Below are 16,777 nucleotides of genomic sequence, written 5' to 3' on the forward strand. Positions count from 1 at the left end.
GAAACGGCACCCCCGCAGGCCAGCCGACCGCGAACAACACGGACGACCTCTCCCGGCCAACCCAGTGCCCGGGAGGAAGAGGTTTACGGGGATGTGGCGTGTCATCTGTGGACACGCCGACGGTCTAGGTTACGGGGCGGTGGCCGAGGGGGTCAAACCGGGCCCCGAGGGGTGCGGCCGGTCACTCGGACCGGCCGCACCTCGGATCAGGATCAGGCCTCGTCGGCGGCGGCGGAGACCGTGGTCTTCTTCGCCGTCGACTTCGCGGCGGCCGTCTTGGCGGTCTTGGCCGCCTTCTTGGCCGTCGTCTTCTTCGCCGCGACCGTCTTCTTGGCCGCGGTCTTCTTCGTGGCGGCCTTCTTCGCCGTGGCCTTCTTGGCGGTCTTGCGGGCCGCCTTCTTGGCCGGCGCCGCCTCCTCGGCCTCCGCGGAGACCTCGGCCTCGGCCGGGGCCTCGTCCGTCGCGGCCGACGGGACGACCGTGACGGCCGTCTCCTCGGACGCGGTCGGCGCGGTGGCCTTGCGCACGGCACGGCGGCGCGGGCGGGCCGGAGCGGCGGCCTCGGCGGGCGCCTCCTCGGCCGGGGCCTGGGCCTCGGGCTGCTCGACCGGGGCCGCCACGGCGGGCGCGGTCTCGGGGACCGTCACCACGGCCGCCTCGGCACCCGCCGGGGAACCGGCCGGTGCGGAGACCTTACGGGTCGCACGGCGACGCGTACGGCCCGTCGGCGCGGCCTCCTCGACCGGCGTGACCACCGGGTCCTCGACGGCCACGGGCTCGGCGTGCGCCTCGGCGGCGGGCTCCGCCAGCACCGGACGCCCGGCCTCCTCGGCGGCCGTGACCGTCTGCGCGGTCGGCACCTCGGCGGCCTGCGCCACCGGGCCGTCCGCCTTCGGGCCCTTCACCGACTCCGCCCTGGGCGCACCGGCCGGAGCCGAGGCCCGGCGGCTCGCCCGGCGGCGCGAACGGCCACGCGTGGCCGCCGCCTCCGCCTCGGCGATGCTGCTGTACAGCTCCTCGTCCGGCGCGAAGTCGGGCGCGGGCAGCGCCACCGGCTCGGCGGCCTCGGCCGCGACCTCGGCGGCGGTCTCCGGCTCCGGCTCGACGGCCTCGCCGGTCTCCACGGCCGTCGCGGCGGTCTCGTGCTCGTGCGGCTGCCCGTCGCCACCGCGACCGCGCTTCTTGCGTTTGCCGCCACCGCCCGCGGCGGTCGGCTGCTCCATGTGCACGATGACGCCACGGCCGTTGCAGTGGACGCAGGTCTCGGAGAAGGACTCCAGCAGGCCCTGGCCGACCCGCTTGCGGGTCATCTGCACGAGACCCAGCGAGGTCACCTCGGCGACCTGGTGCTTCGTACGGTCCCGGCCCAGGCACTCGAGGAGGCGCCGCAGGACCAGGTCGCGGTTCGACTCCAGGACCATGTCGATGAAGTCGATGACGATGATGCCGCCGAGGTCGCGCAGCCGCAGCTGACGCACGATCTCCTCGGCCGCCTCCAGGTTGTTGCGGGTGACGGTCTCTTCGAGGTTGCCGCCCTGGCCGGTGAACTTGCCGGTGTTGACGTCGACGACGACCATCGCCTCGGTCCGGTCGATCACCAGCGAACCGCCGCTGGGCAGCCAGACCTTGCGGTCCAGCGCCTTGGCGAGCTGCTCGTCGATCCGGTAGGTGGCGAAGACGTCGACCTCGGAGGTCCACTTCGACAGCCGGTCGGCGAGGTCCGGGGCGACGTGCGAGACGTACCCGTGGACGGTCGACCAGGCGTCGTCGCCGCTGACGACGACCTTGGAGAAGTCCTCGTTGAAGATGTCGCGCACGACCCGGACGGTCATGTCCGGCTCGCCGTACAGCAGCGAAGGCGCGCTCGAACTGCCGCCGTTCTTCGACTTCTTCTGGATTTCCTCCCACTGCGACTGCAGCCGCTCGACGTCCCGGCGCAGCTCGTCCTCGCTCGCGCCCTCGGCGGCGGTGCGCACGATGACGCCCGCGTCCTCGGGAACGATCTTCTTGAGGATGGTCTTCAGCCGGGCGCGCTCGGTGTCGGGCAGCTTGCGGCTGATGCCGGTCATCGAGCCCTCGGGGACGTACACGAGGTAGCGGCCCGGGAGGGAGACCTGGCTGGTCAGGCGGGCGCCCTTGTGGCCGATCGGGTCCTTCGTCACCTGGACGAGCACCGACTGACCGGACTTCAGGGCGGACTCGATGCGGCGCGGGCCGTTGGCCATGCCCAGCGCCTCGAAGTTGACCTCACCGGCGTACAGGACCGCGTTGCGGCCCTTGCCGATGTCGATGAAGGCGGCCTCCATCGACGGCAGTACGTTCTGGACCTTGCCCAGGTAGACGTTGCCGACGTACGAGGTCGACTGCTCCTTGTTGACGTAGTGCTCGACGAGCACGCCGTCCTCCAGGACGCCGATCTGCGTACGGTCGCCGTTCTGGCGGACGACCATCACGCGCTCGACGGCCTCGCGGCGGGCCAGGAACTCGGCCTCGGTGATGATCGGAACGCGACGGCGTCCCTGCTCACGGCCTTCCCGGCGGCGCTGCTTCTTGGCCTCCAGACGGGTCGAGCCCTTGATGGACTGCACCTCGTCGGACGGCTCGGACGGCTTGCGGGGCTCGCGGACCTTGACGACCGTGCGCTCCGGGTCGCCCTCGTCGGGCTCGGTGTCGGCGGCGCTGTCACCGGCACGGCGACGACGGCGCCGGCGGCGACGGCTGCTGGCGGAGGAACCGGAGGCCTCGTCGCCGTGGTCCTCGTCGGCGTCCTCTTCCTCCTGCTCGGCGGTGTCCTCGGCGTCCTGCGCGGCCTGCGCGGCGGCGAGTTCGTCGGACTCGGCGTCCGGGCCCTCGCCGGCCTCGCCGTCCGCGGCCTCACCCCGGCGACGGCGACGGCCGCCGCGGCGACGACGGCGACGCGAGCCGGTCTCCTCGGCCTCCTCGCCCTCGGCGAGGTCCTCGACGGACTCCTCGGGCTCCTCGGCCTCCTCGGCGTCTTCAGGCTCCTCGGCCTCCGCCTCCTGGGCGACGGGGGTCTCGACGGTCTGGGTCTGAGCCTCTGCCTCGTCGCCGTACCCGGCACCCCGGCGGCGACGGCGGCGGCGCGCCCCGGCCTGCTCCTCGGGGAACTCCTCGGTCTCCTCGACCACGGCCGACTCGGCGGCGGCCTCGGCCGCGGCCCGCTCCGGGGTCTGGAACCTCGGCTCGGCGAACACGGGCGCCTGGAACACGGCCACGGCGGGACGTGCGGGACGGCGCGGGCCCTCGGCCTCGGCGGCGGGCTCGGCGGCGGCCGGCTGCTCGGGCTGCCCGGGCTGCGGCGCGGGCTCGGAGAACCCGCCGGCGGCCCGGCGCACGGCCCGGCGCCGGCCACGACGCGGGGCGGCACCCTCGGTGTCCTCGGCGGCGGCCTCGACGGCGACCGGGGCGGGCTCGGGCTGCTCGGCGGCCACGGGGGCCTCCTCGGCGGCGGGGGCACCGACGGGCGCGGACACGCGGCGCGTGGCACGGCGCCGGACGCGACGCGAAGCGGCCTCCTCGCCGGCCTCGGGGGTCTCGGCGACCTCGGGGGTCTCGACGGCTTCGGCGACCGGCGCGGCTTGGACCGGCTCGGTGACCTCGGCGACCTCAGCGGTCTCGGTGGTTTCGGCGGCCTTCGGCGCACCGGCGGGCGCGGAGGCACGGCGGGTGGCACGACGGCGCGTGCGCGGCGCGGCCTCCTCGACAGCGGCGGGCGCCTCGACGACCTCGGCCTCGGCAGCCGGGGCAGCGGTCTCAGCGGTCTCGGCAGCCGTGACGACGGTCTCGGCGACCTCCGCGGCCGCGGGCGCACCGGCCGGCGCGGACGCACGGCGGGCGGCACGACGACGCGTACGCGGCGCTGCCTCCTCCACAGGCGCGGGCGCCTCGACGACCTCAGCCGTCTCTTCGGCGGCAGCGGTCTCAGCGGTCTCCGCCGTCTCAGCGGCCTCGACCGGCTCGGGCGCGTCGGCGGGAGCCGACACGCGGCGGGTGGCACGGCGGCGCGTACGCGGCGCGGGCGCGGCTTCCTCCACGGCGGGCTTCTCCTCGGCGGCCGGGGCGGTCTCGACGACCTCGGCGGCCGGAGTCGTGGCGGCGGCCGACACGACGGTCTCGGCGGCCTCCGCGGCCGCGGGCCTTCCGGCGGGCGCGGACGCGCGGCGGGTGGCACGACGACGCGTGCGCGGCGCGGCCTCCTCGACAGCGGCGGGCACCTCGACGACCTCGGCCTCGGCGGCCTCGACCGGCTCGGTGATCTCCTCGGTCTCCGGCGCCTGGGCGGCGGCCGGCTCCTGCGTGAGGTCGGCGGCCGGTATGGCCGGCGTGGTGACCTCGGCCGCGTTCTCGGCGGCGGCGGGGGGACCCGCCGGGCGCGACGCGGCACGGCGACGCCTGCGCGGGGGCAGGGTGTCGCTGGGGGTGTTCAGTTCGGAGCCCTCGGTGGGCTCGGTCGGTTCGAGCATGCGGGCGTTTCTCCCGTCAGGCTCCCGGGCGCCGCGCCTGGTCCGGCGTCGATCACAAGGATCGACCACCGTTGACGTCCGCGGCCCGCGCGATGCGCGATGGCCGCCGTCCGGGGCGCGGGCGCCACACGGGAGCTCTCTGTGTCCTGTCTCGCCGGTTCCGTACGCCTTGTCGCTTACGGCCTGGCGAAAGTCTTCTGGTCGGTGGCGCTGCCCGACCCAGGTGGCTCCCGAGTACAAGGGCGACGCTTTCGACGTCCGTCCTTACGCGGAACCTTCCGGCACCGGCGCCGTCGCGGCGGCAGTCAGGGCGGCCGGGTGGGGCTCGGTCGCTGCTGCCTCGCGGTCGGGCGCGAGCGGGTCGGTCACCGTGCCGGTCTCTTCATCGAACAGCCCCTGCGCCAGCCTGGTCACCGCTGCGGGGACCGGCGGCGCCAGGTCGGCCACGGCGCGGAGACCGGACAGGACGTCGTCGGGTCGTACGGCAGGCGTCACGTGCCGAACAACCAGCCGCAGTATCGCACAGGGCGGGTCGCTCGGCCTATCAGCCTGCGAACCTTGCGTTTCCGTGCTGGCCCGGCTCTCCAGGGTCACCACGGCGGAACGGGCGTCGAAGGTGCGGACGCCGTTCTTGGTCATGCGCTGCACTTCGACGGTCTCGGCCCGGGTGAAGGCCTCGACCGCGCGCTCGGCGCCGGCCGGGTCGACGCCGTCCAGCCGCAGCTCCCAGACGGAAGCGGTCAGCCGGTCGGCGAGGCCCGAGGTGTGTGCCTCGACCGCGTCGACGATGTCGAGCCCGGCGGGCAGTGACTCGTCGAGGAGGCTCCGCAGGGCTTGCGGATCGCGGGCCTCGGCGAGTGCGATCTCCAGGTATTCCGCCTCACTGCCCGTGCCGGTGGGTGCGGCATTGGCGTACGACACCTTCGGATGCGGCGTGAAACCTGCCGAGTACGCCATCGGCACCTCGGCACGGCGCAACGCACGCTCGAAGGCGCGCTGGAAGTCACGGTGGCTGGTGAACCGGAGGCGGCCGCGCTTGGTGTAGCGCAGTCGGATGCGCTGCACCGCCGGTGCGGGCGGCGGGCCTTCGGGCTGTCGCTTGCCCAGTGTCGTTCAGTCCTTCGTGAGAGCGGTCGTACTGCTACCAAGAGTACGTGTGTCACGGCCCGGCGGTTCCCGTCGGCCCACGGCCTGCGGCTGCCGCTGCTCGCCGAACAGCATCCGGCGGAAGTCAGCGCGCGCCTGTCGGACCGTCTCCCGGGCGGTGGTCAGGGCCTGCCGGGCGGTTCGGCCCACGGCGCGCGCGGCCTCGGCGGCCGGGCGCAGCACGACGTCCCGTACGACGTGGCCGACCGGGGTGAGGACCGTCCGGTACACCCAGCGCACCGGGTCCACGAAAATCCATCGGAAGAGAGTGCCGAGGAACCGGCCGACGGCGAGCGAGATCCGCCCGGCGATGCGCCACGCGTGCCCGAGCGCGTCGGCGATCTCGCGTCCGACTACGGCGAGGACCCGGCCGACAGGCACCAAAACCCAGCGCCACAGGGCGAGGGCGGGCAGCACCACCAGGATCCGGGTGGTCCAGTACAGGCCCATGCCGATGCCGGTGACGAGCAGGCCCAGCAGCCACACGAGGCCCTGGGCGCACCAGGCGATCGCCCGTCCGACCGGCGCGAGGAACCACTCGTACAGCCACAGGGCGGGGACGACGAGCAGGTACCGCACCAGCCAGGCGGCGGCGGTGTAGACCCCCAGGCCGATGGCCGCGCACACGGCCCCGATGCCCGTGAGGAGCCACATCAGGGCGCGCCCGACCGGGGTCAGCAGGCGCGCGTTGATCCAGGCGAACCCGGCCCCGACACCGCGCGCCACCCAGGCGATTGCGGCCCCGATCCCACGCGCCGCCCGGGCGAGGGCCTGCCCCACCGGAGTCAGTACGTACCGGTGGAACCACAGCGCCGGGACGACGAGGAGGACGCGGCCGAGCCAGGCGAGGGCCCGGCCGACGGGCACGAGGACGTACCGCCACAGGGCGACGAACGGCCAGACGAACAGGGCCTTGGCCACCCACCGCAGCGCCCGGCCGAGCGGCCTGAGCACGGTGTCCCGCAGCAGCCGCCCGCCGGCGACGAGCGCGTCCCACAGCATCCGTACCGGCACCACCAGCACGAGCACGACGATGCGTACGGGGATGCGCACCGCGACGACCAGGCACCCCTCGGGTTCCGGTCGCCGCGGTTCGGGCGCCTTTTCGAAATCCATACCCGCGTAGACGCCGCAGCCCCTCGTACGGATGCCCTGTCTCCGTGGAAAGGACGGATCCGTGCGGTCGGTCAGGTGGCGAGGGCCCGTTGCTTGTAGGCCTCCGGATAGCGCTCCGTGAACTTCACGACGGCGACCAACAGCACCACGGGGACGACCCAGTTGAACCAGTCGTCCAGGGAGGGGACGCGGACGGCCAGCCAGGTCGAGACGGCCATGAGCGCGAAGACCGCTCCCCAGGCGGCGGTCAGCACCTGGTTGATGTGCTTGAAGACGGGCGAGTCCCACACGCTCGGGTCGGTCGTCCGCCGGGCGTACTGCGCGGTGAAGGGATCGACGGCCAGCGATCCCAGCGCGACGAGGGCCACGATTCCGTTGGAGATGACCTGCGCATACGTTTCGAGCCAGACGAGTTGCGACCGGTCCAGCGCGAGCGCGAGGACCGAGATCACGGCGAAGAACACGATGCCGACCATGTCGAGCACGTAGAACCGGCCCCGGAGCATGTCCCTCCCGGACAGGCCGATCACGGCGACCAGCGCGGCCAGCGCCGCGTACTTCCAGGTGCTGGGGCTCGCGACGACGCCGAAGATGATCCACGGCGCGAAGGACAGGAACACGCCGCCGCCCGCGGCGGGTTTCTCGGCCGCCACGTTCGTCGCCGCCCGCGTCGACTGCTGCCCCATGAGGGTTCTCCCTCGCTCGTCGGGCCCGCCCCCTCCCTTCCCAGCCTGCCGTGGGTGCGTGTCCTTCGCATGCCGTCTACGCGGGTGTGACCCCCAGGTGCCCGAGCACCGTGCGCATCGCACGGGTCACGGCCTCGCGGGACTCGTCCGTCCGGTTGTGGATCTCGAAGCCGTGGACGCCGTGCGGTACGTCGATGACCTCGACCGGGGCCTTCGTCCGCGCCGCCCTGTCCAGGAACGACTCGACCGTGGCGGCGATCTGCGGCGTCTCCCGGCCCGCCCGGGTCAGCACCAGGGGCGGCAGCGCCCCGCCGTCGGCCGGCAGCGCGTCGACCGGGTGGAAACGGGCGCCGACCGCGCCCCAGCCCGGCAGCGGAGCCAGGATCGGATAGGTGAGGGCCAGGCAGCGCAGCCACCGGGGCGGGGCGGTGATCCAGTCGGCGGCGAGCAGGCCCCCGCCGGAGAAGACCCACACGGCGATGCGCCCGGGGTCGACGCGGGGGTCGGCGCGCAGCAGTTCCACGGCCGCGGCCACGTCCCCCGCGGCCCGCGCGTAGTCGGCGATGCCGTGCAGGCGGTGGTCCACGACGGCGCCCACCGCGCCCAGGCTCGCCGCGTAGCGGGCGTAGCCGACGTAGAACGGCCACTCGCGCGGCGTGGCGTCGAGGTCGCGCGACACCGGGCCGCCGTGCACGAACAGCACCGCGGGCCGTGGCCCGCGCGCCGGGTCCGGCTCCGGCAGGTGCAGGTCCAGGCGGCCGTCGCGCACCCGCGGCAGCTCCGGGACGTCGAGCAGGAAGGGCTCGCGGAACGGGTCCCACTCGCCCTCGGGTGCCGTCAGCCGGCGGCCCACGCCCGCGGCCGCGCGGAGCAGCACCTCGGCCAGCTCCCGCGGGCGGGAGAGCATCGGCCAGTGGCCGGTGGCCAGTTCGAAGAAGCCCACCCGTGGGTCGGCCAGCCTGCGGAACTGCGGCGGGCCGGTGCGCACCAGGGCCTGCACCGTCTCGAAGGTGACCCCGCCCGCCGTGCACAGGATTCCGGTGGTGGGCACGTCCGCCGCGGCGCCCGTCAGCCGCAGCGGTCGCGTCAGCGTGCGCGCGGGCTGCGGGGCGGCGAGAGCGGTCAGCTGCCGCAGCCGCTCCGCCGACAGTCCCTCCGTGCTGCCCCAGCGCCGCCACTCCTCCGGAGCCGGGACGGGTACCGGGGCCGGTGCCGGTGCCGTCGCCGATGCCGGTTCCCGCCCGGAGTCGGCGTCCGCGCGCAGGAGTTCGCCCACCGCCGGGTCGGGCACCAGGGCCAGCGCCGGGTCGCCGTCCTGCGGCAGTCCGGCGTCCAGGTACACGATGCGGGCGATCCGCTCCGGCCTGCGGTCGGCCGCGCCCAGCACCGGGTGGACGGCGTAGTCGTGGCCGACCAGCACCACCTTTGCGTCCGGCCCGGGCTCCAGGGAGTCGATCAGCCGGACCACGTCGTCGACATGCGTCTGAAGGTCGGCCCCGGGCCACCGGCTCAGGGTCACCGGGTGCGCCTCGGCGCCGGACTCCCGCAGCGGCCCGGTCACCTCGCTCCAGACGCGCTCGTCGGTGAACGGACCGGAGACCAGCACGAATACAGTCATCAGCACCTCCAGGGGCGGGGTCGTCGCGGGTAACCTAGGAACTCCCCCTGAGGGAGGTTCAACCCTTGCCCACGGACCCGGACGGCATGAGCATCGGCGAGCTCGCCGCGCACGCGAGGACCACGGTCAAGACGGTCCGCTTCTACTCCGACCAGGGGCTGCTGCCCGCAGCCTCGCGCAGCTCCGGTGGCCACCGCCGTTACGGCCCCGAGGCGTCGGCCCGGCTGCGCACGATCCGCGCGCTGCGCTCGCTCGGTGTGCCCGTGCCCGAGATCGGCCGGGTTCTGGACTCCGGGGACGACTCCCTGGAGGCCGTGGTGACACGGCAGTTGGACGACGTCGGCACTCAACTCGCCGCGCTGCGCTGGCGCGAGGCCGCGCTGCGGGCCGTACAGGAAGGCGGTCCCGAGCAGGTGGCGGAACGCCTGGAGCTGATCGGGGCGGTGAGCGTCCCGCCCAGCACGGCCGCGCTCGCGCACTACTGGCGCCGGCTGCTTCCGGTGCGCCTGTCCGCCCGCCTGCGCTCCGCGGTCGCCGAGGCGGCCATACCCCAGCCTCCCGCGGACCCGACGCCGGACCAGGTCGTCGCCTTCGCCCGGCTGCACGCCCTGGCGACGGCCGCCACGGACGGCTGCCTGGCGACCCACCGACCCGCCACGGCCGCGCACCCCGACCTGCTCTACGACGGCCTGTACGAGGCCTACGACCTGGTGGAACGCGCTCTACGGGCCAACCGCTCCCCCGGCCCCGGCGAGGCCCTGGACTGCTATGTGGCCGCCCACGCCCGCGCCAGTGCCGCCCGGGACACCCCCGCCTTCCGCCGCACCCTCACCGCCGGACTCGCCGCGACGGACCACCCGGTGATGTCGCGGTACTGGCAGCTGGCGGGCGAGCTGGTCCCCGGCCCGACCCTGGGCGCCGCGGACTCCTGGCTCCGCGAGGCGCTGACCGCGAGCACGGCGACGGTCTGAGCGCGGCGACGGGCTGAGCGCGGAACTCCGGACCGCGGAACGCCCGTTCCGCTCAGCCGACCGCCTGCCCGATGCCCAGCAGATTCCCCTCGATCGCGGCGATCCCGTCCCTGGTCCGCAGTCCGGGCACGTCGACGTCCTCGAACACCACGCCGCAGGATGTCCCTGTCGTCGTCCATGGTCACGCCTTCACGCTCCCGGAGGTCGGTGAGGCCCCGGCGGCCAGTGGTGTCGAGGCCGTGGGCCGTCAGTGGGACAGGAGCTGCTGTCCGCCGTCGATGTCGTACGTCGCCCCGGTCAGCGCGTCGTTCGTCATGATGTGTACGGCCAGGGAGGCGACGTCGGCCGGGCCGACGACCCGCCGGATCGGCAGTGTGGCGCGCAGTTCCTCGCGCCGGGCCTCGATCCGATCGCCCAGGAGGGACGCCGACAGCGGGGTGTCGACGAACCCGGCGGCGATGACGTTCACCCGGACCGGCGCCAGTTCGAGCGCCAGGTTGGCGGCGAGGGCGGGCAGGGCCGCGGTGAGGGCGGAGATGACGGACATGCCGACACCGGGGCGCCGACCGCCCGTACCGCCGATGAACAGCAGCGTCCCTCCGGCTCGGACCTTGTCGCGGCCGTGCAGGGCGACCGCGAGCGTCGCGGTGAGGCGGTCGGCGATCTCGTCGCGGGCGGCGGTGAGGTCCATGTCCGCCAGCGGCACGTAGGACGGGCGGCCGGCCGTGACCAGCACATGGTCGACCTGGCCCGGCAACTCCTGGAAGAACCGCTGGAGGCGGTCGACGTCGGTGACGTCGAAGGCCGCCGTACTCAACGGCTCCAGCTCGCGGGCGGCCCGCTCCAGCCGTTCGGGGTTGCGTCCCACCAGGACCAGCTGCCCGCCGCTCGCGCGTACCAGGCGGGCGGTCTCCAGCCCGATGCCCGAACTGCCGCCGATCACGACGACGGTCTGATCGGCGAGGTCGGGCCGACGCGCGTGGCCGGCAGCACCCTCACCCGACATCCGCACCTCCAGAGATCGGCTCCCCGGCCCCGGCCTTCCGGCTCCCGGCCCGGTCTCCCATCGTCGCGCTCCGGGCCGCTGATCGCCTCCCAGAGGCCCACGGGCATCGCGCCGGTGCGATCAGCCCTCCAGTTCGGCCACCAGAGTGCGGACGCGCCGTTCGATGTCGTCGCGGATCGGGCGTACCGCGTCGACGCCCTGCCCGGCGGGGTCGTCGAGCTGCCAGTCCAGGTACCTCTTGCCGGGGAAGACGGGACAGGTGTCGCCGCAGCCCATGGTGATCACCACGTCCGACGCCCGTACGGCCTCGACGGTCAGCACCTTCGGGGTCTCTGCGGAGAGGTCGACGCCGGCTTCCCGCATCGCCTCCACCACCGCCGGATTGACGGTGTCGGCCGGAGCGGAGCCGGCGGAGCGGACCTCGACCCTGTCTCCGGCGATCTGGGTGAGGAACGCGGCGGCCATCTGGGAGCGCCCGGCGTTGTGGACGCAGACGAACAGCACCGAGGGGCGGGGCGTGGGGACGGTCATGGGCCAGGTCTTTCCGGGAGGAGTGGGTCAGCGGGTGGAGGGGGAGGTCAGCGCGGTGTCGGGGTGGGAAGCGGTGACGCGCGGTCCGGCCGGAGCCGTGGGGCCGAAGATCGCGAGCAGCAGGCCGAGGCCGACGGCGGCGCCGACCAGTTGGGCGGCGACGAACGGTGCTACGGAGGCCGGGGCGATGCCGGCGAACGAGTCGGTGAAGGCGCGGCCGACGGTCACCGCCGGGTTCGCGAACGAGGTCGACGAGGTGAACCAGTAGGCGGCCCCGATGAAGGAGGCCACCGCCACCGGGGCCAGGTGGTCCCGTCGGGTCCGGGTCAGTCCGAGGACCAGCAGGATCAACCCGGCGGTCGCCACGACCTCGCCCAGCCACAGATGACCGGCGAAGCGGTCGTGCGTGGACCACTTCACCCACCGCCGCGCGAACATCGCGTCGGCCAGGATCGCGCCCGTGACGGCCCCGGCGATCTGCGCGGGTATGTACGCCGCCACCTCCCGCGCGGTCAGGCCGTCCCCGTTCCTGCGGCCGGTCAGCCACGCGGCCAGCGTGACGGCCGGGTTGAAGTGGGCGCCGGAGACCGGGCCCAGCAGGGCGATCAGCACGCCGAGGCCGAAGACGGTGGCGAGGGAGTTGGCCAGCAGTTGCACACCGACGTCCCGTGACAGCTCGGTCGCCTGGATGCCGGAGCCGACCACCACGGCGACCAGCGCGGCCGTACCCACCGCCTCGGCCGCCACGCGCCGCCCGAGCGAGGCGGTCACGCGGTCGCCCCGGCGCTCCGGGGGACGGTCAGGAACGAGGCCAGCCGGGCCAGGGCGTCGGGCAGGGCCCAGTAGTACACCCACGTCCCGCGCCGTTCGCAGTCGATGAGGCCGGCCTGGCGCAGCAGCTTGAGGTGGTGGGAGATCGTCGGCTGGGACAGATCGAAGGCGGGCGTCAGCTCGCACACGCACACCTCGCCGTCGTCCTGCGAAGCGATCATCGACAGCAGCCGCAGCCGCACCGGGTCGCCGAGGGCCTTGAACACCTTGGCCAGCTCCGCCGCCCGGTCGTCGTCCAGCGGAGCGGCGGCGAGCCGCCGGCAGCAGGCGTCGGCGCCTGCGTCCGCATCCACGTCCACGTCCACGTCCTGGCCGATGATTTCGAGCCTTTGTTTCGACACACGTCTATGTTGACGTTCTTCTATCCAGGGCGCAAGGTTGCATCAACGAACGTCAATACAAGCCGTTCCGGGGCATCGCCGTGCCTCGTCATCCAGGAGTGACTCATGCCCGAGCAGTCCACAGACCTGCGCGAGACCGTCCGCCGGCGCTACGCGGCCGCGGCCACCAAGGTCACCGAAGGCGGCACCGCCTGTTGCGGGCCCCGGCCCGTCGAGATCGACGAGAACTTCGGCTCCACCCTCTACACCCCGGACGAACGCGACACGCTCCCCGCCGAGGCCGTGGCCGCCTCCCTCGGGTGCGGCAACCCCACCGCCGTGGCCGATCTCCGCGAGGGCGAACACGTCCTCGACCTCGGCTCCGGCGGCGGCATCGACGTCCTGCTCTCGGCGCGCCGCGTCGGCCCCGCGGGCAAGGCGTACGGGCTCGACATGACCGAGGAGATGCTCACCCTCGCCCTGGCCAACGCCGCGAGGGCGGGCGCGACGAACGTGGAGTTCCTGAAGGGCACGATCGAGGCCGTCCCGCTGCCCGCGCACACCATCGACGTGGTGATCTCGAACTGCGTGATCAACCTGTCCACGGACAAGCCCGCGGTGTTCGCCGAGATGTTCCGGGTCCTGAAGCCGGGTGGCCGGATCGGCGTGTCCGACGTGGTCGCGGACGACTCCCTCACCCCCGGGCAACGAGCCGAGCGCGGCGACCACGCCGGCTGCATCGCGGGTGCCCTCTCCTTCGCCGAGTACCGCGAGGGCCTCGAAGCGGCGGGCTTCACGAACGTCGAGATCACCCCGACCCACGGCGTGGCCGACGGCATGCACTCGGCGATCGTGCACGCCGACAAGCCCGCCGCGTCCTGAGCGACGGTGAACCCGAGGTGGTGCTCCGTCACGTCTGCTCGGCGACGAAGAGGACATCCACTCGAAGTCACGGGTCGCGCCGCCCGCCGAGCCGCTGAGGCTCCACGGCGTCGCGATTGCTACCAGAGGTCTCTCTCGCGGGGCACGCACGACTCCCAGCGCCACCGGAAGAAGGCGACGAAGAGCACGAGGGCGGCGACCGGAATCCACAGGAGCTGCAGGCGTACGGACGGACCCTGGCCGGTGGCGAGCAGCACGAGCCACAGGGCGAGCATCAGCAGCCAGGTCACCAGGGCCGCGACGATCGCGCGGCTCACGGAGCGCATCCGCCCCGCGCGTCGCCGCAGGGCCTGCTCGGCCATGGGCGTGCGCAGCCCGTCCACCTGCCACTCGTTCAGCTGCGGCAGCGAACGACGACGGCCGTCCAGGGTGCCGACGAACGCCCCGGCCCTGTTCGCCTGGGGAGCCTGCCGTACGTCGAGTTCGTAGATCTCGCTCCAGGGGAGGCGACGGGCACGGAAGGCGCCGTGGATGACGACGCCGCCCGTGTCGACCCGGGTGAAACCCCGGCGGAGAAACAGCAGCACCCAGGCCACCGTGACGGCCGTCGACGAGGGATGTTCGCACGACCCCCGCCCCGTGACCAGCGTGTTTCTGACGGATCCGGTCCGCGGTGGCGGTCAGTCGGCCTCCGGCGGCTTTTCGTCGCCGGCCGTGGGCGGCAGCGGCTGCTCCGTCCAGACGGTCTTGCCGTCGTGGGTGTAGCGGGTGCCCCACCGCTCGGTGAGCTGCGCGACCAGGAAGAGCCCGCGTCCACCCTCGTCCGTGCTCTGCGCCCGCCTGAGGTGCGGGGAGGTGTGGCTGGTGTCGGACACTTCGCAGATCAGGGTCTGCGTACGGATCAGGCGCAGCGTGACGGGGCCCTCCGCGTACCGGTAGGTGTTGGTGACGAGTTCGCTGGCGACCAGCTCGGTGGTGAAGGCCAGCTCCTCCAGCCCCCATTCGGTCAGTTGCGCCGTGGTCAGCTCCCTCGCCCGGGCGGCGGAGGTCGCCTCCAGGGGCAGCTCCCACGAGGCGACGTTCTCCGGCGGCAGCACCCGGGTCCGGGCGATGAGCAGCGCGATGTCGTCGGCGGGGACGTGGCCGACCGGCAGCAGCGCTTCGATCACGGCGTGGCAGGTGTGGTCCAGCGGATCGCCGACGGCGGAGAGACATGTGCGCAGGCTCTCCAGCGCGGCGTCGATGTCGCCGCTGCGCGCCTCCAGGAGGCCGTTGGTGTAGAGCGCGAGCAGGCTGCCCTCGGGGAGATCGAGGTCGTACGTCTCGAACGGCAGTCCGCCCAGGCCGAGCGGCGGCCCCGCGGGCGGGTCGAGCACGGTCACCTCGCCGTCCGGCGTGGACAGCAGGGGTGCCGGGTGGCCGGCGCGGGCCAGGGAGCAGTGCCGGGACACCGGGTCGTAGACGGCGTAGAGGCAGGTGGCCCCGAGCACCTGCTCGTCCGCCGACCCGTTGCCGTGGGCGTTCGCCTCCACCTCGGCGGCCAGCAGGCTGACCAGATCGTCCAGCCGGGCCATCACCTCGTCGGGTTCGAGGTCGAGGCTGGCCAGGGTGCGCACGGCGGCCCGCAGGCGGCCCATCGAGGCCGCGGCGTGGATCCCGTGGCCGACCACGTCCCCCACGACGAGGGCGACCCGGGCTCCCGACAGCGGGATCACGTCGAACCAGTCGCCGCCGATGCCCGGTTCGCCGCTGGCCGGGAGGTACCGGCAGGCCACCTCGACGGCCGGCAGGTCGGTCGCCGCGCTCGGCAGCAGACTGCGCTGGAGGGTCAGCGCGGCGTTCTGCTGCTGGGTGAAGCGGCGCGCGTTGTCGATGCAGACGGCCGCGCGCGAGGAGATCTCCTGGGCCACCGCGGCGTCGTCGTCCTCGAAGGGCTCCGAATGGCGTGATCGCCACAGGCTCACCACGCCCAGGATCAGGCCGCGCGCCACCAGGGGCACCGCGATCAGCGAATGAACGCCGAGACCCGAGGCGACCTCGATCCGTCGCCGGTCCATGACGTACCACTCGGGGCGGAGGGTCAGCTGCCGGTCGAGAATGGTGCGCCGCTCGTCCAGGCACCGCGCCTGCGCGGATTCCGGCAGGATCGGGACCACCTCGCCCTCGTGGTACGGCACGCGGCGCTCCGGGGGCGAGAGGGCCACGCGCAGCAGCGGACCCGTCACACCGGGGGGCGGTTCGTCGCCCAGTGTCACCGGCTTCATGAGGTCCACGGAGCAGAGGTCGGCCAGGCCGTCGACGGCCACCTCGGCCAGTTCCCGGGCGGTCCGGATCACGTCCAGTGAGTTTCCGACCCGGGCGCTCGCCTCGTTCAGCAGGGCGAGCCTGCGCTGCGCCCGGTGGCGGTCGGTCACGTCCTCGATCGTCTCGGCGACGCCGAGCACCCGGCCCGAGGGGTCCTCCATCCGGAACGCGGAGACGGACACGATCCGTTCGCGACCGGGTTCGTGGGCGGCCCGCGCGGACTGCTCCGTGAAGATCAACGGCTCGCCGGTCTCCAGGACGTGCCGTACTCGCTCGTCGGCCCGCGCCGCGTCGTCCTGCACCATGAAGTCGCGAGGGTGATGGCCCACCGGCGCATCGACCGGGACGCCGCTCGCCTTGGCGATGGCACGGTTGACCCGAAGCACCTTCCGGTCCGGGCCGTAGGTGACCAGACCGACCGGGGACCGGCGGTACAGGCCGTCGAGCAGCGCACGGTCCCGCTGCCAGGCGATGACCTCCGCGGCGGGGGCTCCGACCAGCACCCACTCCTGGCCGTCCCCGTCCCGAGTGATCGCACGGGCCCGGAAGCCCATCTCCACCCGCCGCCCGTCGCGGTGCCGCACGGGCAGGACCCCGAACCAGCCCCCCGACCTCATGGCGTTCACGACGACGGAGCGCGCGACCGGCAGGTCACGGGTGTCGACCAGGAGCTCCCGCCACGCCCGTCCGATCACTTCCTTGGCCGAATAGCCCAGCAGTTCCTGGGCCCGTACGCTCCAGCCGACCACGGTGCCCTGATCATCGAGTACGGCCGTGGCTCCGTGCCCGAGGGCGAACGGATCCTCCGGACTCTCGCTGAACAGCATCGACGGCGTCCCCATAGCCACTACAGCCACCACCTCGCCTCCGTCACTCCGATGT

The 16,777-nt window shown here is 73.7% G+C and carries 13 protein-coding genes; 2 read left to right on the forward strand and 11 right to left on the reverse strand.

Features of this window, described 5'->3' with window-relative positions:
- Positions 1 to 212: 212 nt before the first annotated feature.
- The 5 genes from IPZ69_RS10470 to IPZ69_RS10490 all read right to left on the reverse strand — a co-directional run bounded on the left by IPZ69_RS10470 (position 213) and on the right by IPZ69_RS10490 (position 9,050).
- Positions 213 to 4,484, reverse strand: coding sequence for an Rne/Rng family ribonuclease (locus IPZ69_RS10470; protein WP_235453766.1), 4,272 nt, complete (start codon positions 4,482 to 4,484; stop codon positions 213 to 215).
- Between the two features lie 264 nt (positions 4,485 to 4,748).
- Positions 4,749 to 5,549, reverse strand: a complete 801-nt coding sequence (locus IPZ69_RS10475) for a TIGR03936 family radical SAM-associated protein (protein ID WP_235453767.1) — start codon at positions 5,547 to 5,549, stop codon at positions 4,749 to 4,751.
- 48 nt (positions 5,550 to 5,597) lie between these two features.
- Positions 5,598 to 6,746, reverse strand: coding sequence for a hypothetical protein (locus IPZ69_RS10480; protein ID WP_235453768.1), 1,149 nt, complete (start codon positions 6,744 to 6,746; stop codon positions 5,598 to 5,600).
- 71 nt (positions 6,747 to 6,817) lie between these two features.
- On the reverse strand, positions 6,818 to 7,432 hold the full coding sequence (locus tag IPZ69_RS10485; protein WP_235453769.1) for a hypothetical protein: 615 nt from the start codon (positions 7,430 to 7,432) through the stop codon (positions 6,818 to 6,820).
- 76 nt (positions 7,433 to 7,508) lie between these two features.
- The gene (locus tag IPZ69_RS10490; protein WP_235453770.1) at positions 7,509 to 9,050 is read right to left on the reverse strand and encodes an alpha/beta hydrolase; all 1,542 of its coding nucleotides are present in this window, start codon (positions 9,048 to 9,050) and stop codon (positions 7,509 to 7,511) included.
- A 65-nt stretch (positions 9,051 to 9,115) separates the two neighbouring features.
- On the opposite strand from IPZ69_RS10490, the gene IPZ69_RS10495 reads away from it, so the two are divergent.
- A complete protein-coding gene (locus tag IPZ69_RS10495; protein WP_235453771.1) occupies positions 9,116 to 10,021 on the forward strand; it encodes a helix-turn-helix domain-containing protein in 906 nt (301 codons plus the stop codon).
- A 247-nt stretch (positions 10,022 to 10,268) separates the two neighbouring features.
- Here IPZ69_RS10495 and IPZ69_RS10500 read toward each other — a convergent pair whose 3' ends face one another.
- From IPZ69_RS10500 to IPZ69_RS10515, 4 genes are all read right to left on the reverse strand, one after another.
- Complete coding sequence (locus IPZ69_RS10500; protein WP_235453772.1) at positions 10,269 to 11,027, reverse strand: SDR family oxidoreductase; 759 nt, start codon at positions 11,025 to 11,027, stop codon at positions 10,269 to 10,271.
- 120 nt (positions 11,028 to 11,147) lie between these two features.
- Complete coding sequence (locus IPZ69_RS10505) at positions 11,148 to 11,558, reverse strand: arsenate reductase ArsC (RefSeq protein ID WP_235453773.1); 411 nt, start codon at positions 11,556 to 11,558, stop codon at positions 11,148 to 11,150.
- A 27-nt stretch (positions 11,559 to 11,585) separates the two neighbouring features.
- The gene (locus IPZ69_RS10510; RefSeq protein ID WP_235453774.1) at positions 11,586 to 12,329 is read right to left on the reverse strand and encodes an aquaporin; all 744 of its coding nucleotides are present in this window, start codon (positions 12,327 to 12,329) and stop codon (positions 11,586 to 11,588) included.
- Positions 12,326 to 12,730, reverse strand: a complete 405-nt coding sequence (locus tag IPZ69_RS10515) for an ArsR/SmtB family transcription factor (protein ID WP_374293146.1) — start codon at positions 12,728 to 12,730, stop codon at positions 12,326 to 12,328. Before IPZ69_RS10515 ends, IPZ69_RS10510 begins: the two co-directional genes overlap by 4 nt.
- Before the next feature lie 105 nt (positions 12,731 to 12,835).
- Here IPZ69_RS10515 and arsM point away from each other — a divergent pair, with 105 nt between their 5' ends.
- Positions 12,836 to 13,591 carry an arsenite methyltransferase gene (gene arsM / locus IPZ69_RS10520; protein WP_235453775.1) on the forward strand — a complete coding sequence of 252 codons (756 nt, stop codon included), beginning with the start codon at positions 12,836 to 12,838 and terminating at the stop codon, positions 13,589 to 13,591.
- A gap of 119 nt (positions 13,592 to 13,710) precedes the next feature.
- On the opposite strand, the gene IPZ69_RS10525 is transcribed toward arsM, so the two are convergent.
- Both IPZ69_RS10525 and IPZ69_RS10530 read right to left on the reverse strand, forming a co-directional pair.
- Positions 13,711 to 14,178 (reverse strand): PH domain-containing protein, encoded by a 468-nt coding sequence (locus tag IPZ69_RS10525; protein ID WP_235453776.1) that lies wholly within the window; start codon positions 14,176 to 14,178, stop codon positions 13,711 to 13,713.
- Positions 14,179 to 14,271: 93 nt separating this feature from the next.
- On the reverse strand, positions 14,272 to 16,737 hold the full coding sequence (locus IPZ69_RS10530; RefSeq protein WP_235453837.1) for a SpoIIE family protein phosphatase: 2,466 nt from the start codon (positions 16,735 to 16,737) through the stop codon (positions 14,272 to 14,274).
- Between the last annotated feature and the right edge of the window lie 40 nt (positions 16,738 to 16,777).

It is taken from the genome of Streptomyces olivochromogenes (genome assembly GCF_021538895.1).
GTDB classification, from domain to species: domain Bacteria; phylum Actinomycetota; class Actinomycetes; order Streptomycetales; family Streptomycetaceae; genus Streptomyces; species Streptomyces olivochromogenes_A.